The sequence below is a fragment of the Pseudomonas ogarae genome, from assembly GCF_014268695.2.
GTDB classification, from domain to species: domain Bacteria; phylum Pseudomonadota; class Gammaproteobacteria; order Pseudomonadales; family Pseudomonadaceae; genus Aquipseudomonas; species Aquipseudomonas kilonensis.
Genome location: NZ_CP077086.1, coordinates 3,947,360 through 3,974,270, shown reverse-complemented (window position 1 = coordinate 3,974,270; position 26,911 = coordinate 3,947,360). Strand labels below are relative to the sequence as shown.

The 26,911-nt window shown below is 64.0% G+C and carries 27 protein-coding genes; 9 read left to right on the top strand and 18 right to left on the bottom strand.

What is annotated here, in order from left to right; genetic code table 11:
• Nucleotides 1-150 precede the first annotated feature (150 nt).
• The 3 genes from HU749_RS17320 (at nucleotide 151) to HU749_RS17310 (ending at nucleotide 2,335) form a co-directional block, all read left to right on the top strand.
• Nucleotides 151-414, top strand: coding sequence for a DUF2790 domain-containing protein (locus HU749_RS17320; RefSeq protein ID WP_095961936.1), 264 nt, complete (start codon nucleotides 151-153; stop codon nucleotides 412-414).
• 169 nt (nucleotides 415-583) lie between these two features.
• Entirely contained in the window at nucleotides 584-1,795 is a 1,212-nt protein-coding gene (locus tag HU749_RS17315) for a cytochrome c biogenesis protein DipZ (RefSeq protein ID WP_186650845.1), read from the top strand.
• Nucleotides 1,796-2,005: 210 nt separating this feature from the next.
• A complete protein-coding gene (locus HU749_RS17310) occupies nucleotides 2,006-2,335 on the top strand; it encodes a hypothetical protein (RefSeq protein ID WP_027911912.1) in 330 nt (109 codons plus the stop codon).
• Nucleotides 2,336-2,339: 4 nt separating this feature from the next.
• On the opposite strand, the gene HU749_RS17305 is transcribed toward HU749_RS17310, so the two are convergent.
• Complete coding sequence (locus HU749_RS17305; RefSeq protein WP_046062716.1) at nucleotides 2,340-4,205, bottom strand: sigma-54-dependent Fis family transcriptional regulator; 1,866 nt, start codon at nucleotides 4,203-4,205, stop codon at nucleotides 2,340-2,342.
• Nucleotides 4,206-4,547: 342 nt separating this feature from the next.
• Between HU749_RS17305 and HU749_RS17300 the strand changes: the two genes are divergently transcribed.
• From HU749_RS17300 to HU749_RS17280, 5 genes are all read left to right on the top strand, one after another.
• Nucleotides 4,548-5,621, top strand: a complete 1,074-nt coding sequence (locus HU749_RS17300; RefSeq protein WP_095961935.1) for an ATP-NAD kinase family protein — start codon at nucleotides 4,548-4,550, stop codon at nucleotides 5,619-5,621.
• A 2-nt stretch (nucleotides 5,622-5,623) separates the two neighbouring features.
• On the top strand, nucleotides 5,624-6,601 hold the full coding sequence (locus tag HU749_RS17295) for a thiamine pyrophosphate-dependent dehydrogenase E1 component subunit alpha (protein ID WP_003202577.1): 978 nt from the start codon (nucleotides 5,624-5,626) through the stop codon (nucleotides 6,599-6,601).
• A gap of 36 nt (nucleotides 6,602-6,637) precedes the next feature.
• On the top strand, nucleotides 6,638-7,654 hold the full coding sequence (locus HU749_RS17290; protein WP_014339122.1) for an alpha-ketoacid dehydrogenase subunit beta: 1,017 nt from the start codon (nucleotides 6,638-6,640) through the stop codon (nucleotides 7,652-7,654).
• Nucleotides 7,654-8,766 carry an acetoin dehydrogenase dihydrolipoyllysine-residue acetyltransferase subunit gene (locus HU749_RS17285; RefSeq protein ID WP_186650847.1) on the top strand — a complete coding sequence of 371 codons (1,113 nt, stop codon included), beginning with the start codon at nucleotides 7,654-7,656 and terminating at the stop codon, nucleotides 8,764-8,766. Before HU749_RS17290 ends, HU749_RS17285 begins: the two co-directional genes overlap by 1 nt.
• Before the next feature lie 84 nt (nucleotides 8,767-8,850).
• Entirely contained in the window at nucleotides 8,851-9,915 is a 1,065-nt protein-coding gene (locus HU749_RS17280) for a 2,3-butanediol dehydrogenase (protein ID WP_225919188.1), read from the top strand.
• A 64-nt stretch (nucleotides 9,916-9,979) separates the two neighbouring features.
• On the opposite strand, the gene HU749_RS17275 is transcribed toward HU749_RS17280, so the two are convergent.
• The 17 genes from HU749_RS17275 to HU749_RS17195 form a co-directional block, all read right to left on the bottom strand.
• A complete protein-coding gene (locus HU749_RS17275) occupies nucleotides 9,980-10,483 on the bottom strand; it encodes a DUF6644 family protein (protein ID WP_095961931.1) in 504 nt (167 codons plus the stop codon).
• Nucleotides 10,483-10,833, bottom strand: coding sequence for a DUF6152 family protein (locus HU749_RS17270; protein WP_079304818.1), 351 nt, complete (start codon nucleotides 10,831-10,833; stop codon nucleotides 10,483-10,485). Before HU749_RS17270 ends, HU749_RS17275 begins: the two co-directional genes overlap by 1 nt.
• Nucleotides 10,834-10,859: 26 nt before the next feature.
• The gene (locus HU749_RS17265; protein WP_186650849.1) at nucleotides 10,860-11,414 is read right to left on the bottom strand and encodes a DinB family protein; all 555 of its coding nucleotides are present in this window, start codon (nucleotides 11,412-11,414) and stop codon (nucleotides 10,860-10,862) included.
• Between the two features lie 150 nt (nucleotides 11,415-11,564).
• Nucleotides 11,565-12,482 (bottom strand): dihydrodipicolinate synthase family protein, encoded by a 918-nt coding sequence (locus HU749_RS17260; protein ID WP_003202565.1) that lies wholly within the window; start codon nucleotides 12,480-12,482, stop codon nucleotides 11,565-11,567.
• Nucleotides 12,483-12,653: 171 nt separating this feature from the next.
• Nucleotides 12,654-13,682, bottom strand: a complete 1,029-nt coding sequence (locus tag HU749_RS17255) for a trans-3-hydroxy-L-proline dehydratase (protein ID WP_186650851.1) — start codon at nucleotides 13,680-13,682, stop codon at nucleotides 12,654-12,656.
• 120 nt (nucleotides 13,683-13,802) lie between these two features.
• Complete coding sequence (locus HU749_RS17250) at nucleotides 13,803-14,525, bottom strand: amino acid ABC transporter ATP-binding protein (RefSeq protein ID WP_046062706.1); 723 nt, start codon at nucleotides 14,523-14,525, stop codon at nucleotides 13,803-13,805.
• Nucleotides 14,518-15,168: an amino acid ABC transporter permease gene (locus HU749_RS17245; RefSeq protein ID WP_186650853.1), complete on the bottom strand. Its 651-nt coding sequence runs from the start codon at nucleotides 15,166-15,168 to the stop codon at nucleotides 14,518-14,520. Before HU749_RS17245 ends, HU749_RS17250 begins: the two co-directional genes overlap by 8 nt.
• An 11-nt stretch (nucleotides 15,169-15,179) precedes the next feature.
• The gene (locus HU749_RS17240) at nucleotides 15,180-15,845 is read right to left on the bottom strand and encodes an amino acid ABC transporter permease (protein ID WP_053119631.1); all 666 of its coding nucleotides are present in this window, start codon (nucleotides 15,843-15,845) and stop codon (nucleotides 15,180-15,182) included.
• A complete protein-coding gene (gene lhpI / locus HU749_RS17235) occupies nucleotides 15,838-17,616 on the bottom strand; it encodes a cis-3-hydroxy-L-proline dehydratase (protein WP_186650855.1) in 1,779 nt (592 codons plus the stop codon). The genes HU749_RS17240 and lhpI overlap by 8 nt, the downstream gene beginning before the upstream one ends.
• A 10-nt stretch (nucleotides 17,617-17,626) precedes the next feature.
• Nucleotides 17,627-18,445 (bottom strand): ABC transporter substrate-binding protein, encoded by an 819-nt coding sequence (locus HU749_RS17230; protein ID WP_057452165.1) that lies wholly within the window; start codon nucleotides 18,443-18,445, stop codon nucleotides 17,627-17,629.
• Nucleotides 18,446-18,679: 234 nt separating this feature from the next.
• Nucleotides 18,680-19,429 (bottom strand): AraC family transcriptional regulator, encoded by a 750-nt coding sequence (locus HU749_RS17225; protein WP_186650857.1) that lies wholly within the window; start codon nucleotides 19,427-19,429, stop codon nucleotides 18,680-18,682.
• A gap of 292 nt (nucleotides 19,430-19,721) precedes the next feature.
• The gene (locus HU749_RS17220) at nucleotides 19,722-20,978 is read right to left on the bottom strand and encodes an NAD(P)/FAD-dependent oxidoreductase (protein WP_186650859.1); all 1,257 of its coding nucleotides are present in this window, start codon (nucleotides 20,976-20,978) and stop codon (nucleotides 19,722-19,724) included.
• On the bottom strand, nucleotides 20,975-21,211 hold the full coding sequence (locus HU749_RS17215; protein ID WP_014339133.1) for a 2Fe-2S iron-sulfur cluster-binding protein: 237 nt from the start codon (nucleotides 21,209-21,211) through the stop codon (nucleotides 20,975-20,977). The genes HU749_RS17220 and HU749_RS17215 overlap by 4 nt, the downstream gene beginning before the upstream one ends.
• Nucleotides 21,204-22,319, bottom strand: a complete 1,116-nt coding sequence (locus HU749_RS17210; RefSeq protein ID WP_186650861.1) for an NAD(P)/FAD-dependent oxidoreductase — start codon at nucleotides 22,317-22,319, stop codon at nucleotides 21,204-21,206. Before HU749_RS17210 ends, HU749_RS17215 begins: the two co-directional genes overlap by 8 nt.
• Nucleotides 22,316-23,248, bottom strand: a complete 933-nt coding sequence (locus HU749_RS17205) for a 4-hydroxyproline epimerase (protein WP_095961927.1) — start codon at nucleotides 23,246-23,248, stop codon at nucleotides 22,316-22,318. The genes HU749_RS17210 and HU749_RS17205 overlap by 4 nt, the downstream gene beginning before the upstream one ends.
• A 112-nt stretch (nucleotides 23,249-23,360) precedes the next feature.
• Nucleotides 23,361-24,032 carry a GntR family transcriptional regulator gene (locus tag HU749_RS17200; protein ID WP_046062699.1) on the bottom strand — a complete coding sequence of 224 codons (672 nt, stop codon included), beginning with the start codon at nucleotides 24,030-24,032 and terminating at the stop codon, nucleotides 23,361-23,363.
• A gap of 101 nt (nucleotides 24,033-24,133) precedes the next feature.
• Nucleotides 24,134-25,300, bottom strand: coding sequence for an MFS transporter (locus HU749_RS17195; RefSeq protein WP_186650863.1), 1,167 nt, complete (start codon nucleotides 25,298-25,300; stop codon nucleotides 24,134-24,136).
• A 137-nt stretch (nucleotides 25,301-25,437) separates the two neighbouring features.
• Between HU749_RS17195 and HU749_RS17190 the strand changes: the two genes are divergently transcribed.
• Nucleotides 25,438-26,829 carry an aminotransferase-like domain-containing protein gene (locus HU749_RS17190; protein ID WP_186650865.1) on the top strand — a complete coding sequence of 464 codons (1,392 nt, stop codon included), beginning with the start codon at nucleotides 25,438-25,440 and terminating at the stop codon, nucleotides 26,827-26,829.
• The last annotated feature ends 82 nt before the right edge of the window (nucleotides 26,830-26,911 follow it).

Below are 26,911 nucleotides of genomic sequence, written 5' to 3'. Positions count from 1 at the left end.
TGCAGTGTATCTGGCGCGCGACGGATACACAGCGATGCAAAAAACCACCTGGCTCGATACAGACGCGATACTTGCGCGGCATTCAATGGCACCCATCGAGGCAACACAACAGGCCTCGGCAGATAACCCCCATTGAATCGAGGAATCGCCATGAACACCAAAGCCATCTACGCCGCCTGCCTTTTCGCCGCGCTGAACATCTGCACCCTGTCGGCCCGGGCCGAAAGCAACGTGCAGGCGCAGCCCTACACCTACGGCACCCACCTGGACATCCAGAAGGTGCTGTCCCTTAGCGAAGACGCCAACCCGACCTGCGGCGTGGTCAACGCCCAGATGACCTACCTGGATTCGGCAGGCCACAAGCAGGCGCTGGACTATCGCAAGCTTTCCGACAACTGCAGCAACCAGAACTGACCTGTTTTTGTGGCGAGGGAGCTTGCTCCCGCTGGGCTGCGAAGCAGCCCCCGAAATCGACCTGACAACTGGATGCTTCAGAAAAATAAAGAGGGCCGCTTCGCGCCCCAGCGGGAGCAAGCTCCCTCGCCACAGGGTCTATGTCAGCTTTTTATTTTGAGGTGTTGCCATGCTTCTGATCGCTTTTCTCGGCGGGATCCTGACGATCCTCAGCCCCTGCATTCTTCCGGTGGTGCCGTTTCTGTTCGCCCGGGCCGATCGCTCCCGTGGCTCGGTGCTGCTGACCCTTGGCGGCATGGTGCTGACGTTTGTCCTGGTCTCCAGCCTGGCGGTGGTCAGCAGTGAGTGGGTGCTGCGCGCCAGCAGCGTCGGCCGCCAAGTGGCCTTGGTGGTGATGGTGGTGTTTGCCTTGTCGCTGATCTTCAGTCGGGTCGGCACCTGGCTGGCGCGGCCGTTGGTCAGCCTGGGCAATCGCCTGGACGCCGGGGCGGGGCGGATGGCCGCGCCAGTGGCGTCGGTGCTGATCGGGGTCGCCACCGGGCTGCTCTGGGCTCCGTGCGCCGGACCGATACTCGGGGTGATCCTGACCGGGGCCATGCTGCAAGGCGCCAGCGCACAAACCAGCCTGCTGTTGCTCGCCTACGGCCTGGGCAGTGCCTTGTCCCTGGGGACACTGATCCTGGCCGGACGCGGACTGGTCGGACGCCTGAAACTCTCGCTGCCGATCACCACCTGGCTGCGTCGGGGAACGGGAGCGGTGGTGTTGCTGGCGGCCGTGGCGATTGGCACCGGGGCGGATGATCGCTTGTTGGCGGCGACTTCCTCCCAACAATCGGCCAGCTTGGAAAAAAGCTTGCTGGAGAACGTGCCCAAGGCCATCGACTATGTGGTGAGCAAGGCTGGCGCAAGTTCCATGCCGGCCCTCGAATCCCAGGGCACCATGCCTGCGTTGGACGGCGCGGTGCAATGGCTGAACTCGCCCCCGCTGAGCAGCGAATCACTCAAGGGCAAGGTGGTGCTGGTGGACTTCTGGACCTACGACTGCATCAACTGCCAGCACACCTTGCCCTATGTGAACGGTTGGGCGAAGAAGTATGAAAAGGACGGCTTGGTGGTGATCGGTGTCCACACCCCGGAGTACGGCTACGAGAAGATCATCGACAACGTGCGCGAGCAGGTGCGCAAGCTGGACATCCATTACCCGGTGGCAATCGACAATCAGTATGCGATCTGGCGTGCCTTCAACAATCAGTACTGGCCCGCTCATTACTTCATCGATGCCAAGGGGCAGGTGCGCTACAGCCATTTTGGCGAAGGACGCTATGGCGAGCAGGAGCAGGTGATCCAGCAATTGTTGCAGGAGGCGAAGGCAGGGCAATGACCGTGGTGAGGGATAGGTTTAAACTAAAATTAGTTTAATTTCATAGTGTTAACTAAATAACCTCTATCTGTTTCTAGAATTGAGTATCGCTTGAGGCAGGTATCGTAGTTGGCGAAGGCATAGCCACAGGGGCCATGTGCAAATGCTGGCCCCTTGCTCATTTACATAAGGTCAAACTTCTTTCCTTTCAGAAAGTTGGGCGACAAACCTATGCGTATTTCTATGTGGGTCGTGGCGACGTTTCTCCTGGCCGCCGTCTCGCTCGAGGCCCAGGCCAGGGCGCTGACGCAAAACCAGCAGTCGGTGTGCCGCTGGGGTTCGGATATCGCGGCGGGGGCGCAAGCTTCGAAGCTTTCCGGCGTCAGCCTGTACGGCGCGCGCAAGAAGCTGCAAGTGCGCAAGTTTCCCCGGCCCTGGATGCGCATGACCGCCTTGGGCATTACCGAACAGACCTACAACAGCGCTTCGCGCCTCAAGCCGGTCGCGGTCAAGCAGACCTACTACGAACAGTGTGTTCGCCATGAGCTGGCGCGACGCTAGGCCCTCAGGCCGGGCTGCGGCCTGGCATTTCGATGCCATGCAGGTTTACCCGCCGATACAGGGTCGCCCGGGAAATGCCCAGGGCCCGGGCGGCGGCGGTGGGTTTCCAGCGGTGGCGCACCAAGGCATCGAGCAGTGCCTGGCGTTCCGGGCTGGCGCTCGGTTCCGGCCCGTGATCGGTGGCGTCCGCGCGGTGCATTGACTCGGGCAGGTGGCTGAGCTGGACCACGCTGGCTTCGCACACTGCGCACGCATAGCGCAGCACATGGCGCAACTGGCGCACATTGCCCGGCCAGTGATAGCCGAGCAGGCATTCCAGGGCCGCGCTGCTCAATTGCACGGTTGCCCCGCACAGCGTCGACTCCTCGGCAAGAATTCGATTGATCAACGCCAGCCGGTCGCTGCGCTCACGCAACGGGGGCAGTTGGAAGCGCGCGCCGCCCAGGCGGAAATACAAATCCTCGCGAAACTCGCCGGCGGCCACCAGGGTCTCCAGGTCGCGGTGGGTGGCGCAGATCACCTGGATGTCCACGGCCTTGCGACGGGACGCGCCCAGTGGCGCCACTTCACCCTCGGCCAATACGCGTAGCAGGCGGGTCTGCAAGGCCAGCGGCATGTCGCCGATTTCATCCAGGAACAAGGTGCCGCCATCGGCCTGTTGCAACAGGCCCTGCATGCCCTTGGCCGAGGCGCCGGTGAAGGCGCCGGCGACGTAGCCGAACAATTCGCTTTCGATCAGGCTTTCGGGAATGGCGGCGCAGTTCAACGCCACGAAAGGGCGATCACGGCGCTGGCTGGCCTGGTGCAACTGACGGGCGAACACTTCCTTGCCGGAACCGGTTTCGCCCTGGATCAGCACCGGCAGGTTGCGATCCTTGACCCGCACCGCCAGGCGCAGGCTGTCGGCCAGGCGTGGATCGATTTCCAGCGGGGTCATCGCCACCCGCGAACGTGAACTGGCCCGCTGGCGTGGCGCGCTCAAGCGCCCGTGCATGGCGTGATCGAGCGAGCAGAGGCTTTCGTCCCGGGCACGGTGCAGCAGCTGCTGGTCGAACACCTGGCCGATGTGTTGCGGCAACTGCCCGTAATGTTGCAGCAGGTACTGGCGGGCGGCCGGGTTCAAGGCTTGCAGGCAACCGTCGTCGTCCCAGGCGAACAGGAAGTCCGGCTGGCTGTCGACGTAGCCGGCGTTGCGATGGGCCCGCAGCACCCAGTAACCCTGGGCGCTGCTCATGAAAAACGCCTGTTCGATCTCCCGGGCGCTCTGTACCACCATTTGCCGGATCAGGTGCTGCGAGCGCCGATCATCCGGCGAGCGCACCGCCGAGACGTCCAGCACCCCGAGCAATTCGCCCTGGGGATCGAAGACCGGTGCGGCGGAGCAGGTCAGGCCAATGAACGCCGCCCGGAAATGGTCGCGCTTGTGCACCGTCACCGGGGCCTTGGCCGTGAGCACCGCCGCCACGCCGCAGGTGCCTTCCTCGCCCTCCGACCAACAGGTGCCCAGGTACAGCCCGGCCTTGCGGCAGTCATTGCGAATCGTGGTTTCCACCCGATAGTCGATGGTCTGGCCCTGGGCATCGGTCAGTAGCACGCAGTAGTCGGCATCGCGGACCCGGCCATGGAGGCGGGCCACTTCTTCGCTGGCGATATTGAGGAACAGCTCGGAGCGCTCACGGCATTGCTTGAGCACGTCCTGGGACAGGATGCGCGGGCCCTGCAGCGAACCGGGGTCCAGGTGATGTTGCTCCATGGATCGGCGCCAGGAGTCGAGGATCAGGTCCGGGACGGGCAGTTGTGGCAATTGGTTCGCGTTTTTCACCACGCGGCTGACGCAATCCACGTGCGCCCGGGAGTGAGCGGAAAGCATAGGGGCCTCCGATTCAGCTTCTTATCGTTGTGCGCACATTAAGCGCCGTTCGCCGGGTGCAGACAAGCTCGACGGGTTCTTCGGGCGGTGTGAGACGCCACGTCTCAGAGTCTCGCCGAAACCTCGTGCAGGCTGACATGGGGCGTCTCACCGGGGCTCGGTTCGCTTCATCGAAAATCCCATGGGGGCCGCTCTGGCCCGGGCTTTGAGCAGGTTTTTTTCACAACTGGCACCGCCCTTGCTCTACCTCTGGAGCCCGCTAGACGGGTCATCCAATAATAACAACGAGGTGTCTATGGTTTCCTGCCCAGGCCGTGTGCCTGCCCCCTCCACGGTGGCGTCATGAGTCGCCGGCCACTGACCGTGGGCATCATCGCCAACCCCGCATCGGGCCGTGACGTGCGGCGCCTGACCGCCAATGCCGGGCTGTTTTCCAGCACTGACAAGGTCTCGGTGATCCAGCGCCTGCTGGCCGCTTTCGGCGCCACCGGCATCGAACAGGTGTTGATGCCCACCGACATGATTGGCATGGCCGCCGCGGTGCTGAAGAACAGCCACAGCCGCCAGGCCCGCAGCAGCCACTGGCCGGCCCTGGAGTTTCTCGAGCTGACCCTGCGCCAGACCGTCGAAGACACCCGCCGGGCTGCACGCCTGATGGCCGAGCGCGAGGTGGCGCTGATTGCCGTGCTTGGCGGCGACGGCACCCACAAGGCGGTGGCCGCCGAAGTGGGGGACATCCCGTTGCTGACCCTGTCCACCGGCACCAACAACGCCTTTCCCGAACTGCGCGAGGCCACCAGTGCCGGCTTGGCCGGCGGGTTGTACGCCAGTGGCCGGGTGCCGGGCTCGATCGGCTTGCGCCGCAACAAACGCTTGTTGGTCTGTGATGCCGGACGTGGCTTGCGCGAAGTCGCCCTGGTGGACGTCGCCGTGTCGCCGCTGCGCTTTGTCGGCGCCCGGGCGATCAGTCGCGCACAGGACCTGGCCGAAGTCTTTGTGACCTTCGCCGAACCGCAATCCATTGGCCTGTCGGCGCTGTGCGGCTTGTGGTTTCCGGTGTCGCGCCAGGCACCGGGTGGCGCCTGGATGCGCCTGGACCCGCAATCCCCCGAAGCGCTGCTGGTGCCGCTTGCGCCAGGGTTGCTGCAAGGCTGTGGCGTGCTCGCTGCCGGGCCCCTGGAGCCTGGCGTCGCCCACGGCCTGTCGCTCTCCAGCGGCACCCTGGCCCTGGATGGCGAGCGGGAAATCGAATTCAACGCGCAGGACCGGCCCACGGTCACCCTCGATGCCGGCGGCCCGCTGAGCATCGACGTCAACGCGGTGCTGGCCTACGCCGCGCAACAGCGTTTGCTGGCCATCGGCCGCGAACACCCGCAACACCCTCTGAATCTTCAAGAAGACACCCCAGGAGAATAAAAATGTCGACACCGCTCACCCACGATCAATTGCTGCACGCCTACCAGGTGATGCGCACCATCCGCGCTTTCGAAGAGCGCCTGCACGTGGAGTTCGCTACCGGCGAGATTCCCGGTTTCGTCCACCTGTATGCCGGCGAAGAAGCCTCGGCCGCCGGCGTCATGGCCCACCTGGGCGATGACGATTGCATCGCGTCCAACCACCGTGGTCACGGCCATTGCATCGCCAAGGGCGTGGATGTCTACGGGATGATGGCCGAAATCTATGGCAAGAAAACCGGCGTCTGCCAAGGCAAGGGCGGTTCGATGCACATCGCCGATTTCGAGAAGGGCATGCTCGGTGCCAATGGCATCGTCGGTGCCGGCGCGCCGCTGGTGGTGGGCGCCGCGCTGGCGGCCCGGCTCAAGGGCACCGACAGCGTTGCCGTGGTGTTTTTCGGCGACGGCGGCTCCAACGAGGGCGCGGTGTTCGAAGCCATGAACATGGCCTCGGTGTGGAACCTGCCGTGCCTGTTCATCGCCGAAAACAACGGCTACGCCGAAGCCACCGCTTCCAATTGGTCGGTGGCCTGCGATCACATCGCCGACCGTGCGGCCGGGTTCGGCATGCCCGGGGTGACGGTGGATGGCTTTGACTTCTTTGCCGTGCATGAGGCCGCCGGGGCCGCCGTCGAACGCGCCCGTGCCGGGGAAGGGCCGTCGCTGATCGAGGTCAAGCTGACCCGCTACTACGGTCACTTCGAGGGCGACGCCCAAACCTATCGGGCGCCCGACGAGGTCAAGCATTTTCGCGAGAACCAGGACTGCCTGATGCAGTTCCGCGAGCGCACCACCCGGGCCGGCTTGCTCACCGTCGAGCAGTTGGACCAGATCGACAAGGAAGTGGACATGTTGATTGAAAACGCCGTGAACAAGGCCAAATCCGATCCCAAGCCCACCGCGGCGGACCTGCTGACCGACGTCTACGTCAGCTATCCCTGAACGCCCTCCTGAATAACAACAATAGAGAATCCCATCATGGCGAGAAAAATCAGCTATCAGCAGGCAATCAACGAGGCCTTGGCCCAGGAAATGCGCCGCGACTCCAGCGTCTTCATCATGGGTGAGGACGTGGCCGGTGGCGCTGGCGCACCCGGTGAAAACGACGCCTGGGGCGGCGTGCTCGGCGTTACCAAGGGGCTTTACGACCAGTTCCCCGGACGCGTGCTGGACACGCCGCTGTCGGAAATCGGTTACGTCGGCGCGGCGGTCGGGGCCGCCACCTGTGGCGTGCGCCCGGTGTGCGAACTGATGTTCGTCGACTTTGCCGGGTGCTGCCTGGACCAGATCCTCAACCAGGCGGCGAAGTTTCGCTACATGTTCGGCGGCAAGGCCTCCACCCCCCTGGTGATCCGCACCATGGTCGGCGCCGGCCTGCGCGCCGCCGCCCAGCATTCGCAGATGCTCACATCGTTGTGGACGCACATTCCGGGACTGAAAGTGGTCTGCCCATCGTCGCCTTACGACGCCAAGGGCCTGCTGATCCAGGCGATCCGCGACAACGACCCGGTGATCTTCTGCGAGCACAAGTTGCTCTACAGCATGCAGGGCGAGGTGCCGGAAGAGCTCTACACCATTCCCTTTGGCGAGGCCAACTTCCTGCGCGACGGCAAGGACGTGACCCTCGTGTCCTACGGGCGCACCGTCAACACCGCGATGGACGCGGCGCGCAGCCTGGCCGGGCGTGGCATCGACTGCGAAGTCATCGACTTGCGCACCACCAGCCCGCTGGACGAGGACAGCATCCTGGAAAGTGTCGAGAAGACCGGGCGCCTGGTGGTGATCGACGAAGCCAACCCACGCTGTTCCATGGCCACCGATATTTCGGCGCTGGTGGCGCAAAAAGCCTTTGGCGCGCTCAAGGCGCCGATTGAAATGGTCACCGCGCCGCACACCCCGGTGCCGTTCTCCGACTCGCTGGAAGACCTGTACATCCCTGACGCGGCGAAGATCGAACAAGCCGTGCTCAACGTGATCGAGTGGAGCAAGCGCTGATGAGCCAGATTCATACCCTGACCATGCCCAAGTGGGGCTTGTCGATGACTGAGGGCCGGGTCGACGCCTGGCTCAAGGAGGAGGGCCAGGCCATCACCAAGGGCGATGAAGTGATGGACGTGGAGACCGACAAGATCTCCAGCAGCGTCGAAGCGCCGTTTTCCGGCATCCTGCGCCGCCAGATTGCCCGCCAGGACGAAACCCTGGCGGTCGGCGCCTTGCTCGGCATCGTGGTCGACGGCGACGCCAGCGATGCCGAGATCGACGCGGTCATCGAGCAGTTCCAATCGACCTTTGTCCCCGGTGACGCAGCCGATGAAGACAGCGGGCCGAAACCGCAGAAAGTCGAATTGGACGGCCGGGTGATCCGCTATTTCGAGCGGGGCGAGGGCGGCACGCCGTTGTTGCTGGTGCATGGTTTCGGCGGCGACCTGAACAACTGGTTGTTCAACCATGAGGCGTTGGCGGTTGGGCGTCGAGTCATTGCGCTGGATCTGCCGGGCCACGGGGAATCTTCGAAAGCCCTGCAACGCGGCGACCTGGACGAACTGAGCGGCGTGGTGCAGGCCTTGCTCGATCACCTGGACATCAACGCTGTGCATCTGGTTGGGCATTCCATGGGTGGGGCGGTGTCGCTGAATGCCGCACGCCTGATGCCCCAGCGAGTCCGGTCGCTGACCTTGATCGGCAGCGCCGGGCTGGGCGCGCAGATCAACGGCAGCTACCTGCAAGGTTTTGTCGAAGCGGCCAACCGCAACGCCCTCAAGCCGCAGCTGGTGCAACTGTTTTCCAATGCCGAATTGGTCAACCGCCAGATGCTCGACGACATGCTCAAGTACAAGCGCCTGGAGGGCGTGGACGCGGCGCTGCAGCAACTGTCAGCGACGCTGTTCGCCGACGGCCGCCAACAGGTGGATCTGCGCGAAGTGGTGCAGACCGGCGACGTAGCGACCCTGGTGATCTGGGGCAGCGATGACGCGATCATCCCGGCGGCCCATAGCGACGGGCTGAGTGCCCAGGTCGAGGTGCTCTCCGGCCAGGGCCACATGGTGCAAATGGAAGCGGCCGAGCAGGTCAACCGGCTGATCCTCGGGTTCATCGAGCAGCACTGATCAAGCGGGCGGCGACATGCGTCGTCGTTCCTACAAAATTCTGGAGGCAACGTTATGAACGTTTCAATCAAGCCGACCCGTAGCATGCGCGCCGCCGTCTGGCATGGCCGCAACGACATCCGCGTCGAAGACGTGCCACTGCCGGTTTCGCCGCCCGCCGGTTGGGTGCAGATCCGCGTGCAGTGGTGCGGCATCTGCGGCTCCGACCTGCATGAATACGTGGCCGGGCCAGTGTTCATTCCGGTGGACGCGCCACACCCGCTGACCGGGATCAAGGGCCAGTGCATCCTCGGCCATGAGTTCTGCGGCGAGATCGTCGAACTGGGCGCCGGTGTCGAAGGCTTCACTGTCGGCGAGCCAGTGGCGGCGGACGCCTGCCAGCACTGCGGCACCTGCTATTACTGCACCCACGGGCTCTACAACATTTGCGAGAACCTGGCCTTCACCGGGCTGATGAACAACGGTGCGTTCGCCGAACTGGTCAACGTACCGGCCAACCTGCTCTACAAACTGCCCGCCGATTTCCCGGCCGAGGCCGGTGCGTTGATCGAGCCATTGGCGGTGGGCATGCATGCGGTGAAAAAGGCCGGCAGCCTGCTGGGCCAGAACGTGGTGGTGGTCGGTGCCGGCACCATCGGCCTGTGCACCATCATGTGCGCCAAGGCCGCCGGGGCGGCCCAGGTGATTGCCCTGGAAATGTCTGGTGCGCGCAAGGCCAAGGCCCTGGAAGTCGGGGCCAGCCATGTGATCGATCCGAACGAATGCGATGCCCTGGCCGAAGTCCGCCGCCTGACCGCTGGCCTGGGGGCCGATGTCAGTTTCGAATGCATCGGCAACAAGCACACCGCCAAACTGGCCATCGACCTGATCCGCAAGGCCGGCAAGTGTGTATTAGTGGGCATTTTCGAGGAACCGAGCGAGTTCAACTTCTTTGAGCTGGTCTCCACGGAGAAGCAAGTGCTGGGCGCGCTGGCCTACAACGGTGAGTTCGCCGATGTGATTGCCTTCATCGCCGACGGACGCCTGGACATCTCACCGCTGGTGACCGGGCGCATCCAGTTGGAGGAGATCGTCGGGCAGGGCTTCGAGGAGTTGGTGAACAACAAGGAGCACAACGTGAAGATCATCGTGTCTCCCGCACGGATCTGAGAGCGCCCGGGTGGGCGATTTGGCGATGGCCGGCAGCGGCCATCGCCTTTTTTTCAGGTGTAGTTCAGGTATAGGCCAGCAATCGACCGCAGAGAATGACCGAGATCCATAGCGCCATGGACACCAGAGCTTGAATTCTGGCCAGACCGGGCGCCTTGTGGGCGGTGTTCCATTGCTCGACCGAGCGGTAGGTTCCAACGTGGAACAGCAGGGCGTTGAGGCCCGCCGCCGCGATCAGGCAGAGTTTGAGGATGAAGACGTTGTTGCCGGCGAAGTCGTGGGGATGCGCACTGAACATCATCAACCCGGCAGGCACGATCAATAGCAGGGCCGCAACGGCCCAGGGCAGCAGGTGGCGGGCCAGTGCGGTCACGGCGATGCCCTTGGACAGCCCGAGGAGGCGCAGGTCGAACATCAACACCGCGCCGACCAATATCGAAAAGCCGATGATGTGCACCACTTCCACCAGCGGATAGAGCCACAACTCGCTGCGCATGGCCAACGCCAGGGACGAATCGCTCAGACGGTCCATCCAGCCTTGGGCTGAGCCTGCCTGGGAGGCCTGCATCAGCGTAACTCGGTGGTCTTGTCGTCGATGGTGATGCGTTCGGCGCGTAACTCGTCGGGTTTGTTGCGGTTTGCATAGCCGACCACGGTGGCGCGGTTACCCGCTTTGAGCATGTCTTTGCTCAGGCCCCGATTTTCCATGCGTGACGGCGGGGCCAACACGACGGTCCAGGTTTTGTCCGTGGTTTGCAGGCGCACGTAGCCATGGGGATGGGAATAACCGGCTTCCTTTATCGTGCCTTCGAGCGTCAGGGGATTGCTGGCGTCGTATTCGCTCCAGCCATGGTGGGCAAGGGCCGCCGTGGCGACCAGCATCAATGCCAAACCGATGCTACGAAGAATGAAGTTCATGGCAAGGTCTCCTTTGGGTGATCCGTTCAACCAGGCAGGTATTCGCGCCAGACCCGCCGTTCATCCAATTGAAGCAGTTGCTCCTCGTTCTTGCGAAACGGTCGGTCGCAGTCGAGAAAAAACTCATCGAGTTGTGGCGGCGCGACGTGGGTGGCGCTGAGCATGGTGTGAACCTGTCCACGATGATGGATCTGATGTTCGAACAGGTGCAACAGCAGCCGGTCGATTCGTTCCTGCACCACACCGTCGACACGCACCAGGTCGACGGAGCGGGCGAGGTCTTTTTCCCGCAGGGTTTCGCAAAACGCCACCAGCCGCTGATCGGTCTGGGTTTGGCTTTGCTTCAGTTGGGCAAAGGCCAGGGTTTCAGAAAAGTCCTTTATCTGGCCGTCCCGGTCGCCTTCCAGGGCGGTGAGGTAATAACGGTCCACTTCCAGGATGTGGCACAGCGTGGCTTGGATGGACGGGAAGAACCCCGTGCGCGGCGCCGCGTAGTCAGCCTCGCTCAGATTCGCGCAGGCGCTGAGCAGCCTGTGGTTGGCCCATCGGTTGTTCAGGGCCTGGGCCAGGAAATAATTCATGGGAAGCCTCCCTATCATGTCCGCCACAAATCCTGTGGGAGCGGGCTTGCTCGCGAAGACGGCGGCACACACAGCATAGTCATATCAGATAGACCGCTTTCGCGAGCAAGCCCGCTCCCACACAGGGCGCCCTTACCTCAGGGGGCAGTCCTAAAGCCCCACATCCGGCAACACCGGCCGATTGGCCAGGGCCTTGGCCATGATCTGCTCCACATACACCCGGTCCGCTTCCGGCAGCGCCAGGCGCGGTGGGCGGGTGAGGGCGCTGCCGCGGCCGGCGATGGCTTCGCACAGCTTGATGCATTGCACCAGGTCGGCGCGGGCGTCCAGGTGCAGGATCGGCATCAGCCATTCGTAGATGGGCATCGCCTCGGCGAAGCGTCCGGCGCGGGCCAGGCGGAAAATGGTCTCGCCTTCCTGCGGGAACACGTTGGACATGCCTGAGACCCAACCTTCGGCCCCCACGGCGAGGCTTTCCAGCACTACATCATCAAGGCCTGCGAACAACACAAAGCGATCACCGACTTCGTTGCGCACGTCGATAAAGCGCCGGGTGTCGCCGGAGGAATCCTTGAAACACACCACGTTGTCGCAATCGGCCAGGGAAATCAGGATGTCCGGTGTCACGTCATTCTTGTAGATCGGCGGGTTGTTGTAGACCATCAACGGCACGTCGGCGTGCCGGGCCACGTAGCGGAAGTGCTCGGCGGTCTCGAAGGGCTTGGAGCCGTAGACCAGCGCTGGCATCAGCATCACCCCGTCGACGCCGACCTTGCGCACTGCGTTGGCAACCTTGGCGGCTTGCACGCTGGTGAATTCGGCCACGCCGCAGATCACCGGCACGCGGCCACGGGAAGCGTCCACTGCCACTTCGGTCACGGCGATTTTTTCCTCGGCGCTTAAGGAAGTGTTTTCCCCCACCGACCCACAGACCACCAGGCCGGAAACGCCATCACGAATGACGTTGGAAATCACTTGGTGGGTTTTTTCCAGGTTGATGGAAAAGTCATCGTTGAATTGAGTGGTGACGGCAGGGAAGACGCCGCTCCAGTTGATGCGTTTGCTCATGGTTGTCTCCGTTTTTGATAGTGCTTTTGTGGCGAGGGAGCTTGCTCCCGCTGGGTCGCGAAGCGGCCCTCAGGATCTGACTGATACACCGAGTTGTCAGTCTTCAGGACTGCTTCGCAGTCCAGCGGGAGCAAGCTCCCTCGCCACAAGGGTTTTGGGTGAATCTGAAAGTCATGCGCCCGGCCAGGTATCCGAAAGCCGGTAGCCCTCGGGCCACGGATCGGCCGGGTCGAGCAACAACTGATGCGTCCCGGTGATCCACGCCCGTCCGGCGATGCACGGATAAATCGCCGGGCGTCCGGCCACTTCGGTCAGTGAGTCGATGCGGCAGTGGAATTCGGAACCGATGATCGAGCGGCCGATAAAACGCTCGCCGACCTGCATCAAGCCCTTGGCGTGCAGCACCGCCATGCGCGCCGAGCAACCGGTGCCGGTGGGCGAGCGGTCGATCTTGCCGGGCTGGATCACCACCGCATTGGCCCCGGTGGCGATGCCGTTTTCCTGGACGATGGGCGCGGCAATCTGGCAGAACGAGATGTGCGACCAGTCGGGGTTCAGTGGATGCACGAAGCCCAGTTGTTCGTTGGCGGCGCGGGTGATTTTCAAGCCCACGGCCACCAGTTCGGCGGCTTCCTCCGGGCGAATGGCAAAGCCCAGGCTCTGGGCGTCGACGATGACAAAACTGTCGCCGCCGTAGGCGGTGTCAACCTGCAACGAGCCCAGCCCCTCGACTTCGATCCGGGCATCGAGGCGGTCGGCGAAGGAGGGCACGTTCTTGATCTCGACCCGTTGCACCTTGCCGTCGCGGCAGTCGGCCACGGCTTCGATCAGGCCGCCCGGCGCTTCGAGCACCAGGCGGGTCTGGGGCTCGGTCATTGGCAGGATGCCGCTGTCCAGCAGCACGGTGGCGACGCACAACGAGTTGGAGCCGGACATCGGCGGCGTGTCGGCCGGTTCCATGATGATCCAGGCCATTTGCGCCCGCGGGTCCTTGGCTGGCACCAGCAGGTTGACGTGGCGGAACACCCCGCCGCGGGGCTCGTTGAGGACGAAGTTGCGCAGGGTCTGGTCCTGGGCGATCCAGCGAGACTGTTCCCACACCGTGGCGCCGGGTGGAGGGGCGACGCCGCCGACGATCACATCGCCGACTTCGCCTTCGGCGTGGCAGCTGACGACATGGATGATTTTTGATGAGCGCATGGGTCAAATCCTTGGGTTGTCTATTCGGGCCTCATCGCGGGCAAGCCTTGCTCCCACAAAGGGTTTTGTGGTGCACACGAAACAGTGTGGGAGCGAGCTTGCTCGCGAAGGGGCCATCGGCTATTTCACCGACTTGAGAAAAGCCGCCGTCTCCGGCTGCACCGGATTGCCAATCACCTGGTCCGGCGGCCCGATCTCATGAACCCGGCCATTGCAAAAGAACGCCACGCGGTCGGACACGTCCCGGGCGAAGCGGATTTCGTGGGTCACCAGCACCATGGTCATGCCGTCTTCGGCGAGCATGCGCATGGTGTCCAGCACTTCACCCACCAGTTGCGGGTCGAGGGCCGAGGTGGCTTCGTCGAAGAGCATGTAGTCCGGCGACATCGCCAGCGCCCGGGCAATGGCCATGCGCTGCTGTTGGCCGCCGGAAAGCTTGCCGGGGAAGGCCTTGAGCTTGTCCCCCAGGCCCACATGCTCAAGCTGTTGCACCGCGAGTGCTTCGGCCTCCTGCTTGCTTTTGCCCAACACTTTGCGCGGCGCCAGCATCACGTTTTCCAGCACGGTCAGGTGGGGGAAGGCGTTCCATTGCTGGAACACGATGCCGATCTTCTGCCGCAGGCGATTGAGGTCGGTGGCGCGGTCATGGACCTCGATGCCGTCCACGCGGATGCTGCCTTTCTGGATCGGTTCCAGGCCGTTGATGCACATCAGCAGGGTCGACTTGCCGGAGCCGGAACCGCCGATGATCGACACCACTTCACCCTTGTCCACCGTCAGGCTCACCCCCTTGACCACTTCCAGGTCACCGAAGGATTTGTGCACGTTTTCGATCTCAATCATTTTCCTGCCACCTTCTTTCCAGGCGTGCGCCGAGGCGGGCGACCACCAGGCTCATGACGTAGTAAATGAGGCCCGCGATGCACAGCACCAGCAGGGGTTCCTGAATGCGCGTGACGATGGTTTGCGATGCCCGCAGCAATTCGAAAATGCCGATCCACATCACCAGGGCGGTGTCTTTCATCACGCCCAGCACCAGGTTCAGCCAGCCGGGAAAGGCCACCCGCGTGGCGATCGGCAGGACGATGAAACGCAGGTCCTGCACATAGCTCAGGCCCAGTGACCGACTGGCCCGACGGGTGCTCAACGGCACCGCCAGCACGCCACCGCGGACGATCTCGGTGAAGTAAGCCGCGGCGTAGACGCCGAGGATGATGCAACCGACGGCGAAGGCGCTGAGGTTCAGGCCGGCGATGCTCTTGAGCGAGTTGAACAGCACGAACTGGATCAGCAGCGGCACGCTGCGGAACACGTCCAGCAACCAGGCAAGTGGCAGGCTGGCCCGCGGCAACAACGCCCGCAACAGACCGAACAGCAACCCGGCGAGGGTGCCCAAAAGGATCGACCAGACGGTCAGTTGCAGCGTGACCCAGGCCCCCTCGAGCAGGTACAGCAGGTCGTTAACGCTGAGGCTTGTAGAAAACATGACCCACCTCCTCAATAACGAAACAACCGCCAGGACAACAGCCGGGCCAACCCGACGATCAGCTTGGCGATCAGGTAATACAGCAGCGCCGCGAGGGCGAAGTATTCGAAGGTGCGGAAGGTCTTGACGTTGTATTCCTGGGTGACACCGGTGAGGTCGTTGTTCAGGCCGACGACCACGCCCAGGGATGTCATCAGCACCGCCCAGACCATCTGGTTGGTCAACGGGTAGAACACGATGCGCAACAGTTGTGGGACGATGATCATCCGATAGGCCTGGAAGGCGCTCATCCCCAGGGAGCGGGCGGCGCGCATTTGCGTACTGGGCACAGCCTTGAGGCCGCCGCGAAAGTTTTCCGCCAGGTAGCCGGCGTTGTTGAAGGTGATCCCGGCCAGCAAGGCCAGCCAGGAACTGACGTGCAGCCCGAGGGAGCCGAGGCCGAAGTAGAGGATGTAGATCTGGAACAGCGAGGGCGTGTTGCGGGCGATGGACACCCAGCCATTGCCCACGCCCCGCAGCAAGCGATTCGGGGCCTGGCGCATCACCGTCAGCACCAGGGCGATCAGCACGCCGAAAATCATCGACAGCGCGGCCGTCTCGAACGTCACCCAGGCCCCGGCGAGCATGTCGGGCAGGGCGCGCAAGGCCGGGCGCCATTGGAAGCTGTAGTCAAACATGAGTCGGGCTCCCCCTGCGGGCGATGGGTTGCAGCCATGTCGGCGGCTGGCCGCGGGTCGAGGCGGTGCAGGCGGCCTCGACGCATTCGGCGAGGGCGGCAAAGTGCACCCCACGCCCGACCAGGCCCGGTGCGTAGTGGGCGTATTTACCGGAGTTGGTCATCAGCGTGGTGGCGTGGGGCGGAATCACCGGTTCACCCAGCATGCACCAGCAGGTATCGGTCACCAGCACCGCGCCGAAGGTCTCGATGGCGGCCAGATACCCGGCTTTGCGGGCCTGCTCCAGCACTGTCCGGCCGCAGGTGATCGCCAGCACCACATACGGATGCTTGACCCGGCCCGTGCACAAGGTCGCCAGGGCAGCGAATTCGCTGAGGGAGAAATGCGGGTTGCCCAGGGACACCACGTCCACCCAGTTGTCCCGGGCGCTGTTGAGCTCACGCCAACTGGCAAGCAGGCCTGCGGCATCGACGCTTTCCTGCGGCAAGCTGACGTCGTTCTCCAGGACATCGGCAGGGTCGAGGGCTTCCGGCGTTACCCCGGCGATGTGGAACAACGGCGCGGCGCTGGTGGTGGCGAACGCTGCGCCGAAGGCCTTGAGGTCGTCCAGGGTGGGTGCGGCATGTTCCAGCCCACGTATCAGCGGGATGCGCCGGCCCGCCAGGCTGCCGATGTGATAACCCAGCAGCGGATAGAAACTGTCATCCACGTGACCCAGCGCCGGCACGTCGACGATCAGCCGGGCCTTGCGCTGGTCGTCGAGATGGCAGCCGGTCAACGGTGCCCGTCCGCACAGGGCGATGCAGATATCGAGGAAGTCCGGGTACTTCTGCGTGCGCGCGCCCAGCACGCTGTTGGCGTAGACCACGGCGTTGGATTCGGCCCAGACGATTTGTTCGCCGGCCTTTGGCGCGCTGTCCAGCAGGTAGGGGGTGCAGGTGAAACTCAGTTGCGCGCCCATCGCCATGTAGGCATCGCCCAAGGCACTGGCCGGTTCGCCCAGGACCGGATCGACGCCCAGTTCCCGCCAGCGTCGCTGGTCCACGGAAATGGAGTTGAGGGTGGTGGGGACGCGAACTTTCGCCCCCCACTGCACCAGTTGTTCGGCAAAGCGCAGGCTGGCCGGGCCGGTGTAGATGCAGCCGTCGATGTGGGCCTGGGTCACATCCAGCAGTTGTGTGGCGCCCTGGATCTCGGCCATGCGCAGCACGATTTGCATCGCCACTTGGGCGGCCTTGCCGTGGGTGCCGTCGAGCAACGCCCGGTCCTGTTCGCTCAGCGCCAGGGTTGAGGACGTGGGCGGCTGCGGCGCTGGGTCAGAACCTTGCCAACCGTCGTTTGGCGGCCGGCCAGACAATGTCAGGACGTCGCCTTCCAGGCGCACGAAACCCTGCCCGCGCAGTCCATTGAAGGCCTCATGCCCCACGCACACCACCGGCAGCGAGCGTTGGAAAATCACCTGCGCCACCAGCACGCCCAGGGTCAGGATTTCATCGGCTTCAGCCAGCACCAGGGCCGCCGGTGCGTGGCCGTTGCTGATCAGTTCCATCAAGACGCTGCTGCCGGTGCAGGAGCCGCGTCCGCTGGGGATCGCCAGCACGCGCCCGGCCAGGCGCTGACCACTCAATGGATGGTGGCGGTCGATGACTTCGCCGCTGGCTGGATCGACCCCGCCCCAGAAACTCAGCCCCACGTCGGCGAACAGCAGGGCGCCCTGGGCGGCACCCTCCACCAGGCTGCGGCCTTTCACACGGACAGGCGTGCTTGGCATGCGCCGATCCTCAGTAGTAGACCTGGGGAACGGTCAGGTTGGCCGGTGGGATGTCGGTGCCCACCCATTTGACGAACAGTTCCTTGTAGCGACCCGTGCGCACCTGCTGGTTGACGAACAGGTTGAGGTAGTTGAGCAGGCCGTATTCGCTGCGCTTGGCGCCGAGGGACACGTAGTCGATGACGTAGGGCGCGTCACCGGCGATCTTCAAGCCCTTGTACTTGCCCGACTTGATGGTCGCGGCGGCCACGGTGTTGGTCACCACGGTGGCATCGATGTGCCCCTGGGCGACGGCCAGCAAGGTGTCGTTCTGCGACTGGTAGGCGCGGAAGCTGCCGCTGCCCCAACTCTTCTGGTCCTTCTCCAGGGCGATGGCTTCGTAGGTGCTGCTGGTGTTACCCAGGGCTTTGCCCTTGAGGTCGGCGTAGCTGTTGATGCCGGTGTTGTCGCGAGTCAGCACCACCATCTGGAAGGCGAAGTAGGGCACGGTCAGGCCCACGGTCTTGGCCCGCTCCAAGGTGTCGGAGGTGGAGGCGACGATGACATCGGCGCGGCCGGACAGCAGCGCGGGGATTCGGTCGGAGAATGGGGTTTCCACCACTTCGGCATCTACACCGAGGACCTTCGCCAGGTCGTGGCAATAGTCCACGTCGAAGCCCGCCGGCTTGTTGCTTTCATCGCGAAAGCCCATCGGGGGAAAGTCCAAGGTCACGGCGCAACGCAGCTTGCCGGAGCCGATGATGTCATCGAGCTTGTCGGCGTGGGCGGGGGCGATGAAAAGCGGGGTGAGGACAACGCTGAGGGCTACGGCCAATGCAGGGTTTTTCATAAATGCCTCGCTGTCGAATAAATGCGGTGAGATATCGTATTGAGGATTTCGTATACGATATTAGATAAGCAATCAACGTGCCTGTTTCTGGCAGAGTCGTAGTAATGCCACCGGAGGGCTGGTCTAGAGGCTTTCATGCCGGGCGGTAACAAGCAGGGCGAGAAGGCGCTGCTGGGGCGGGGTGTTACAGATGGGAGCAGCCACGGGATCCGACGCCCCATCAGGGAACAAGAATCAGCGCTGATTCTCGCGATATTGGCTGGGCGACAGGCTGGTCAGGGCCCGAAATTGGCGGCTGAAGGCGCTGTGGTCGGTGTAACCGCAGCGCAGGGCGATCTCGGTGATCGGCAGGTCTTTGTCGAGTAACAGCCGTGAGGCCTCTTCCAGTCGTGCCTTGTGAATCATCTGCCGCGGCGTGAGTTGGAAGATGCGTTTGCAGTGCCGCTCCAGTTGGGCCACCGATAATTCGGCAATGGCGGTCAGCTCGGCGAGGCTGATGGGGCGGGCGAAGTGCTGCTTGATATGGGCGTCCACCGCCGCCAGTTTGTGGAACGCCGGATGGCTCGATTGCGGCAGTTGCAGGTCGCGGGAAATGCCGGCCAGGCCGACGATCTGGCCGTCTGGATCGTGCAGGGCGAGCTTGTGGGTCAGGCACCAGACGGGCTGGTTGCCGTAGTACAAATGCAGTTCGAGCTGGTCGGCCAACTCCCGCCCGCTGGCCAGCACCCGGTGATCCTGTTCGGTGTACAGCGGGCCGAAGCGCTCGGGGAACACCTGTTCGGCGGTGAGGCCGAGCAGGTCGCCGCTGTGTTTGAAACCGCAGCGGCGGGCCAGGGTCTGGTTGACGAAGGCGTAGCGGGCCTGCTTGTCCTTGATGAAAAACACCACGTCCGCGAGGGTGTCCAGCAGCGGGGCGATAGGCTGCAGGCTGCGCAGCAGGGTGTCGAGGTCGCAGGGGGCTAGGGAAGTGAGCGAGGGGTACATGGCCGGCGTTGTCTTTTTTGTGGGAGCTATGGCGCAGTGTCAGTCGAAAATGTGCTGCCTGTCACGCCGCCATCGCGAGCAGGCTCGCTCCCACAGGGATTTGCGCTGAACTTCGACTTTGCAGGCACCGCAGGAACCCATGTGGGAGCGAGCCTGCTCGCGATGACGGCGGCACAGCCAACATCACCGCAAGCTGACCCACCGCTATCGCGAGCAAGCTCGCTCCCACAGGGGATCGGTGCTGAATGCAGGTTTTGTGGTTGTGCAGGTCAGGATGGGATGTGTGTCGGGTTCAGGTGGGTGGGGTTTCTTCCAGGTTCAGCAAGGTGTTGATTCGCGCCGGGCTGAAGGGTGGACGGGGTGTCGGTGGTGTCCAGTCGAACAGGTGTTCCAGGGCGGCGCCGCACACTCGGCCCTGGCAGGCGCCCATGCCGCAGCGGCTTGCCAGTTTCGCTTCGCGCCAGTTTTCGTGGCCGACCAGTTCGCCGTACGGTACGTCTTCGCAGCGGCAGACCAGGGTGTCGCTGCGGGCCAGGGTCTTGAGCCGTGGATCAAGGGCGAACGCCGTGTTCAAGGCCCGGGCGAAACCCTGCCAACGTGCACGGCGCGGCCACAGCTGCTGGGCAGCTGCGCTATTGCCGACGGCGGCATGGCCGGCGATGGCGCCTTCCACCAGCGCCAGTTCGCTGCCGCCAAAACCGGTGCATTCGCCTGCCGCGTAATGTTCACGGCGAGTGGTCGCTTGCCAGGCGTCAACCGCCAGCGCCTGGTCTTCAACCGCGCAGCCCAGGGCCTGGCCTAATTGGGTATTGGGAATGAGCCCGAAGCCACAGGCGAGCCGGTCGCAGGCCAATTCAATCGTCTTGCCTTGTTGATGCAGACGCACGCCCTCCAGCCGTTCCCGACCGAGTGCTTCCACCACATGGGTGTCGGTACGGTAGTGCCAGTCGAACAGATTGAACGATTGGAAAAACTTCCCCGGCCAGCGCGGCAGTTGCGCGGCGAAACCGCCAACAGCGGTGCGACTGGCCTGCTCGGCGATGCGCAGCACCTGAGCACCTTGATGCTTTGCCGTGGCGGCGCTGGCCAGCAGCAAGGGGCCGCTGCCGGCGATGACCAGCCGTTCGCCGCGCACCGGCAAGCCCCCCTTGATCAGCGCCTGCAAGCCGCCAGCACCGGTCACGCCGGGCAGTGTCCAGCCGGGAAACGGCAGCAACAACTCACGGGCACCGGTGCAAAGGATCACGCGCTCGTAGCTGATCTGCCAGCCGCGCTCGGCATCTTCCACCAGCAAGGTTTTATCCGCCGCGCAGGCGATCACACGGGTGCCGGCATGGCAGCGTACGTTGGCGCAGGTTTGCAGTTGCTCGCGCAGGCGTCGGGCGGCGCTGGGCAGGTTGGCCTGGGGGCCGTCGCGCCAGATCTGCCCACCGGGCAGCGGGTTGTCGTCCAGCAGCACGATGCGCGCGCCGCTGCTGGCCGCGGCGAGGGCGGCGGCCATGCCGGCGGGGCCGGCGCCAATGATCAGCAGGTCGGTGGTTTCGTTCATGGTCGGGTCTGCACCTGCATGCCGTCGTGGCACAGGGTCTGGCAGGCCAGGCGGCGACGGCCGTCGATCAGCACCCGGCACTCCTGGCAGATACCCATGCCGCACAACGGCGCTCGGCGCTGGCCGCTGACCGAGGTGCGACTGCAACCATCCGCGCCCAACGCCAATGCCGCCGCGACGCTGGTGCCGTTGGCGACGGACAGCGGGCGGCCGTCCAGGAATAATTCAGGCATGGGCCGGTTCTCCCAAAAAACGCTGCGGCAGGTAAGGCTGCGCGGCCAGTGGTGAGGTTTCGTCGAACAGCTGCGCGACGAGCAGGTCGGCGGTTGCCGGCGCCGTGGTGACGCCCAGGCCTTCGTGACCTACCGCCAGCCACAGTCCCTGGCGCTGTGGATGTTGGCCCACCAGGGGCAAGCCGTCGGGGCTCGCTGCGCGAAAACCGGTCCAGGCCCTGATGCCGTTCAGATGCGCCAACCCTGGCAGGTATTCGACGGCGCGCTTGAGCATCTTCGCCAGCATCCAGCCTTCCACCTGCGGGTCGACGGTGCCGAACTGCCGCGAGGCGCCGATGAACAATTGCCCGGTTGGGCGCGGCTGGATATTGCACGCCACCGACGGTCCGCTGGCGTTATGGGCGCTGGTGACGTAGCCCAGTTCCACCAGGGTGTGGGTGACGGTAGCGGGGTAGCGATCGGTGATCAGCAGGTGGCCCTTCTTCGGCACGATCGGCAGTTCCGGGCACAATTCAGTGGCCTGGATGCCATTGGCGAGGACCACCGCTTCGGCGCTCAACCAGCGCCCATCATCGAGGCGCACGCGAGCGCCGTCGACTTCGCTGACCTGTGCCCGTTGCTGGCGAATGTTCGGCGCGTCCAGCATCCAGCGCGCGGCCGCCGGGGCGTAGAGGATGCCGTCGCCCTTGATCAGCAGCCCACCTTCCAGCCCCGGGCGCAGTTCGGGTTCGCGCTGATGCAGCGCGGCATTGCCGATCAATTCACAGGTTTCGCCATGGGCCAGCAGGTTCAGGTATTTAGTGTGGGCCACCGCCATTTCTTCGGCATTGGCCGCCAGCCACAAGGTGCCGTTGTTACGCCAGGCGCAGCCGTCGGGCAGGGCCGGGGCCAGTTCACGCCAGCGTTGCAGGGAATATTGACTGAGGGCCAGTTCCGCCGGGTTGTCATCGAGCACCAGCAGGTGCCCCATGCCGGCCGCCGTGGCGCCGTGCCAACCGGCGTCCAGCACCAACACGTTGACGTTGCGTCGGGCCAACGCCTGGGCGCAGGCCGCACCGATGATGCCCGCCCCAATGATGATCACGTCGGCGACATGGCCCTCGCTCACGGACGAATGCCCCAGGCGAACGGGTCATCCGCTTCGATGATCAGTGTGGTTTCGGCGCTGATGTAGGCGCGACCGCGAATGGTCGGCACGATGCGCTCGCCCGAGCGCTCGTAGGAGCCCTCGAACTCGCTGCCAATGACACTGGCCTGGCGCCAGATCTGCCCCGGTTGCAGTTTTCCATCGGCCGCCAGGCACGCCAGTTTGGCGCTGGTGCCGGTGCCGCAAGGGGAGCGGTCATAGGCCTTGCCCGGGCAGAGCACGAAGTTGCGGCTGTCGGCTTGCGGGTCGTCGGCAAACAGTTCGATGTGGTCGATCAGGCCGCCGTCCTCGCCGCGAAAACCTTGCTGCTCCAAGGCTTGCTGCACGGCGTAGGTGTAGGCGGTCAACGCGTCGAGGTTATCGCCGGCCACTCGCTGGCCATGTTCGGCGACCAGGAAAAACCAATTGCCGCCCCAGGCCACGTCGCCCACCACCTGGCCGATGCCGGGCACCTCCAGGGCCAGGGCCTTGCGGTAACGGTAGGCCGGCACGTTGCGCACGCTCACCGAGCGGTCTTCGTGCAAGGTTGCCTGTACCGTGCCTACCGGGGTTTCGATGCTGTGCACGCCGGGGCCGATCCGGCCCAGGTGGGCCAGTGACGCCACCAGGCCGATGGTGCCGTGGCCGCACATGCCCAGGTAGCCGCTGTTATTGAAAAAGATCACGCCGGCACAGGCGCTGGGGTCCACCGGCTCACAGAGCAGCGCCCCCACCAGCACATCGCTGCCCCGCGGTTCGAGCACGCAGGCGCTGCGCCACGCGTCGTGTTCCGTTGCCAGGCGTTGCTTGCGCTCGGCCATGCTGCCCTGGCCCAAGTCAGGAAAACCGTCGGTGACCAGTCGGGTCGGTTCGCCGCCGGTATGGGAATCGATCACGGTGATGCGTTTCATGGGAGGGCCACGTCGGTTCAGATGAGTGACGGCAAGCGTGGCCCGCGCCGGGGGGCGACGGCTTGATGGATTTATCTGTCACCGATGACGAAATCGGCACAGTGCCGGCCCATCAATGGCTGGAAGGCAGGAACTTGAACAGGGTCTCGCAGACCCCGGCGATGTGTTCGTCCAGCAGCTTCACCGCGTGCTCGACATCGCCAGCGCGGCAGGCCTTGATGATTTCCCGGTGCTCGTGATCGGCGCGTTCCTTGCCCGCCGAAAGGCTCATCTGCATGCGCAAGTAGCGCTCCAGCTTGTCGTGGACCGAGCGGATCAGACTCACCATGAAGGGCCGTTGCGCCGGTTCGTAGAGGCAGGCATGCAGTTGCCAGTTCAGTTCGGCCCAGCGCCCGACGTCGTCTTCACCGATGAACTCCCGGCAGATGCTTTCGGCACGGGCGAAGGTGGCTTCGGTCATGTTGGGAATCGCCAGGCGCAGCACTTTGTCTTCCAGCAGCATCCGCACCTCGAACATCTGCGCCAGCTCCGCCTCGGAAATGCGCGTCACCATCGCCCCGCGATTGCGCTGGAACATCACCAGGCCCTCGGCCTCCAAGCGCTTGAGGGCCTCGCGCACGGGGATCTTGCTGACGTTGAACTGCCGGGCGATGTCATCCTGGCGAATGGGCTCGTCCTCGGCAAAGTGCCCGGCCACAATGGCATCGCGCAGGTGGCGGGTGATGATTTCCGAGGTGGAAGGGGTGTTGCCCAGGTCAGGCAGGTTGAACTTGGATAAAGTCACGGCGGCGGGTCGTTCGGCTTAGATGGGGATATGGTATACGACTTTGCCGAGCGTGGTGTCGAGCTGTCCCAGGCTTCCTCCAATCCTTCAGGTTGGTGTGTTCAGCTGTGGGATAGTTGGGCCACATAGGCCTGAGTCCGGAGGATGCGCCATCCGGTGACGGACGCCCCCGCCAGCAGCGCCAGGCCGAACACGATCAACGCCACGTCAGCGCCAAAATGATCGGCCAGCAACCCGGTCATCACCACCGGGATGCTGAACCCGACATAGGCGAACAGGAAGAACCCGGCGCTGACCCGGGCCTTTTCCGTGCCGGCCATCGCCGTGATGGCTGACAACCCGCCCAAGTACAGGAAACCGTAGCAGGCGCTGCTGGCGCCCAGTGCTCCGAGCAACACGGCGAGCAGGGAGCCGGCGCTCGCGCCCCAGGCCAGCAACGCGTAGCTCGCAGGCAGGATCAACAAGCCCAAGCCTGTGGCCCTGGCTGGTTGCATGCGCCGAACCCAGGGCTGGAAGAGCAAGCCGCAACTGATGACCGTGAAGGTCGACAGGCCAGACCAACGCTGCAAGTCGTGGGTCGCCAGCACTGACGGCAATATGGCGATGACCAGGCCCGAGGTCGCCCAGGCCAGCAGCATGGAAAAACTGTAGGGCAGGCTGCCGGCGGGAAACAACGGCAGGCGCAGCAGCGGTGCGTCTTTGATTTTCAGCGCCGGGTCCGGTAACCGCCAGACCACGACGATCGCGATGGCAGCCAACATCAGCTGCAACCAGAAGCTGCCGGGCGTGGCGCTGTGATGGACGAACAGGAACAGACTGGTCAACGCCGCGCCCAGGCCAAAGCCCAGGGAGGTGCTGGCGGTGACCCGGTTGGCCGGCGAGCGGGGATCGCGGGTTGCCATGAGCTCGGCCATATAGGCGGTTGATGTGGCCGAGGCCAGCCCTGTGCCGATCCCCATCATCAGGCGCGCCACGCCCAGCGCCTCCAGGCTCGGCCAGAGCAGTGTCACCAGCGTCGCCAGCATCGACAGCCCGAGCGCGACGAGGATCAACGGTTTGCGTCCCACCCGGTCGGCCAGCCCACCGAACGCCAGCAGGACCGGCAGTACGCCCAGCACATAACCGGAAAACGCCACCGCCGTGGCGCCGGCCCCGTAGCCGGACAACTGCGCGTAGGTGGTGTACAGCGGCGCCTGCAGGTTGACCGCAAGGGTGATCAGGCAAAGGCCGAAAGCCAGCCCCCAGGAATGTCGATGCGATGGGTTCAAGGGTGTTCCTTAAAGGGTGTGCATGAAGTCCCGGGGACTATCACTGCCGGACACAGCGCAAACAAGGAACAGACCCAGGCCATTTGTGCTTAACTGTTCGCTCGAAAATCGAGAACACTTAGCCAAGAGTGCCCGACGTGGACCTGAAGATCGATCGCAACGTTGCCGAGCCCGTGATCCGGCAGCTCGTGACGCACCTCATGGGCTGGATCAACGCCCATGGCATCCGCCCCGGCGCGCGAATGCCGTCGATTCGCCAACTGGCCCGGGAAAATGGCCTGAGCCTGTCGAGCGTGATCAAGGCCTATGACCAACTGGTCGCCAGCGGGGTGCTGGAGTCCCGGCACGGCGCGGGCTTTTTTGTCGCGCAGCAGTTGGCCCGGCCCGTGGAGCCGGAGCCCGAAATGGATAACGCGCGTTGGCGGTTGTTCGACATTGAATCGACGCAGCTCAAGCTCGGTTGCGGCTGGCTGCCCGACGCCTGGCGCGACGACACCGACCTGGGCCAGGCGATCCGCCAAGTGGTGCGCAGCGACAACCATGCGTTGTTCAACTACAGCACCCCGTTGGGCTCGCCTCATCTGCGCCTGCACCTTCAAAAGCGCCTGGGCCTTATCGATATTCATGTCGACCCGACGCAGATCATCACCACCCAAGGCGCCAGCCAGGGCCTCGACCTGCTGGTGCGAACCTTGCTCAAGCCCGGTGACCTGGTGCTGGTGGAAAGCCCTGGCTACTACAACCTGTTCAATCTGCTGAAACTGCATGGGGTCCAGACCCTGGCGGTGCCGAGAACCGCGCAAGGCCCGGACATCGCCCGCCTGGAACAGCTTCTGGGCGAGCACAAACCCGCGTATTTCTTCATCAACAGCATGTACCAGAATCCCACTGGCACCAGCCTGGCGCCGAGCGTGGCCTATCGTCTGCTGCAACTGGCAACGGCCCATGACTTTCGCCTCATCGAGGACGACATCTACGCCGATTTCCAGAACGGTCCGACCTCACGCCTGGCCTCCCTGGATGCCCTGGACCGGGTGATCTATCTGGCGAGTTTTTCCAAGACGCTGTCCAGTTCGCTGCGCATCGGTTACGTGGTCGCCCACCCCGAGATCATCCAGCGCCTGGCCGAAGTCAAGATGATTACCGGCATCGGTTGTTCGCTGCTGGCGGAAAACGTGGTGGCGACGTTGCTGGCCAACGGTGCTTACCGCAAGCTGATCCAGCGCTTGCGCCAGCGCCTGAACAAGCAGATGGCAAGTACGCTGCGCCAGCTGGACCCGGCCCACTGGGAGGTATTTGCCGAGCCGTTGGGGGGCCTGTTCGTCTGGGCCAGGCCGCGGTGCCTGGCGGCACAACGGGTGCAGCAGATCGCCCGGGAGCTGCAAATCCAACTGTCCCAGGGCTCAACGTTCCTGCCACAAGGGGAGGCGTGCGATTGGTTGCGGTTGAACGTGGCTTATACCCAGGATCATCGTGCGCAGGTGTTCTTCCAGCGGGTGGAGCAGGAGTCGATTGCGGCGGGCCAATAGGGTATGGGGGGATTGTTCTGGCGCCATCGCGAGCAAGCTTTGCTCCCACAGGGGAGGCAGGGGCCAACCACAAGACTTGTTC

What these genes read in the sequence shown, in the direction of transcription:
- HU749_RS17320 (WP_095961936.1), top strand. Translation starts at nt 151, where the DNA reads ATGAACACCAAAGCCATCTACGCCGCCTGCCTTTTCGCCGCGCTGAAC.
- HU749_RS17315 (WP_186650845.1), top strand. Translation starts at nt 584, where the DNA reads ATGCTTCTGATCGCTTTTCTCGGCGGGATCCTGACGATCCTCAGCCCC.
- HU749_RS17310 (WP_027911912.1), top strand. Translation starts at nt 2,006, where the DNA reads ATGCGTATTTCTATGTGGGTCGTGGCGACGTTTCTCCTGGCCGCCGTC.
- HU749_RS17305 (WP_046062716.1), bottom strand. Translation starts at nt 4,205, where the DNA reads ATGCTTTCCGCTCACTCCCGGGCGCACGTGGATTGCGTCAGCCGCGTG.
- HU749_RS17300 (WP_095961935.1), top strand. Translation starts at nt 4,548, where the DNA reads ATGAGTCGCCGGCCACTGACCGTGGGCATCATCGCCAACCCCGCATCG.
- HU749_RS17295 (WP_003202577.1), top strand. Translation starts at nt 5,624, where the DNA reads ATGTCGACACCGCTCACCCACGATCAATTGCTGCACGCCTACCAGGTG.
- HU749_RS17290 (WP_014339122.1), top strand. Translation starts at nt 6,638, where the DNA reads ATGGCGAGAAAAATCAGCTATCAGCAGGCAATCAACGAGGCCTTGGCC.
- HU749_RS17285 (WP_186650847.1), top strand. Translation starts at nt 7,654, where the DNA reads ATGAGCCAGATTCATACCCTGACCATGCCCAAGTGGGGCTTGTCGATG.
- HU749_RS17280 (WP_225919188.1), top strand. Translation starts at nt 8,851, where the DNA reads ATGCGCGCCGCCGTCTGGCATGGCCGCAACGACATCCGCGTCGAAGAC.
- HU749_RS17275 (WP_095961931.1), bottom strand. Translation starts at nt 10,483, where the DNA reads ATGCAGGCCTCCCAGGCAGGCTCAGCCCAAGGCTGGATGGACCGTCTG.
- HU749_RS17270 (WP_079304818.1), bottom strand. Translation starts at nt 10,833, where the DNA reads ATGAACTTCATTCTTCGTAGCATCGGTTTGGCATTGATGCTGGTCGCC.
- HU749_RS17265 (WP_186650849.1), bottom strand. Translation starts at nt 11,414, where the DNA reads ATGAATTATTTCCTGGCCCAGGCCCTGAACAACCGATGGGCCAACCAC.
- HU749_RS17260 (WP_003202565.1), bottom strand. Translation starts at nt 12,482, where the DNA reads ATGAGCAAACGCATCAACTGGAGCGGCGTCTTCCCTGCCGTCACCACT.
- HU749_RS17255 (WP_186650851.1), bottom strand. Translation starts at nt 13,682, where the DNA reads ATGCGCTCATCAAAAATCATCCATGTCGTCAGCTGCCACGCCGAAGGC.
- HU749_RS17250 (WP_046062706.1), bottom strand. Translation starts at nt 14,525, where the DNA reads ATGATTGAGATCGAAAACGTGCACAAATCCTTCGGTGACCTGGAAGTG.
- HU749_RS17245 (WP_186650853.1), bottom strand. Translation starts at nt 15,168, where the DNA reads ATGTTTTCTACAAGCCTCAGCGTTAACGACCTGCTGTACCTGCTCGAG.
- HU749_RS17240 (WP_053119631.1), bottom strand. Translation starts at nt 15,845, where the DNA reads ATGTTTGACTACAGCTTCCAATGGCGCCCGGCCTTGCGCGCCCTGCCC.
- lhpI (WP_186650855.1), bottom strand. Translation starts at nt 17,616, where the DNA reads ATGCCAAGCACGCCTGTCCGTGTGAAAGGCCGCAGCCTGGTGGAGGGT.
- HU749_RS17230 (WP_057452165.1), bottom strand. Translation starts at nt 18,445, where the DNA reads ATGAAAAACCCTGCATTGGCCGTAGCCCTCAGCGTTGTCCTCACCCCG.
- HU749_RS17225 (WP_186650857.1), bottom strand. Translation starts at nt 19,429, where the DNA reads ATGTACCCCTCGCTCACTTCCCTAGCCCCCTGCGACCTCGACACCCTG.
- HU749_RS17220 (WP_186650859.1), bottom strand. Translation starts at nt 20,978, where the DNA reads ATGAACGAAACCACCGACCTGCTGATCATTGGCGCCGGCCCCGCCGGC.
- HU749_RS17215 (WP_014339133.1), bottom strand. Translation starts at nt 21,211, where the DNA reads ATGCCTGAATTATTCCTGGACGGCCGCCCGCTGTCCGTCGCCAACGGC.
- HU749_RS17205 (WP_095961927.1), bottom strand. Translation starts at nt 23,248, where the DNA reads ATGAAACGCATCACCGTGATCGATTCCCATACCGGCGGCGAACCGACC.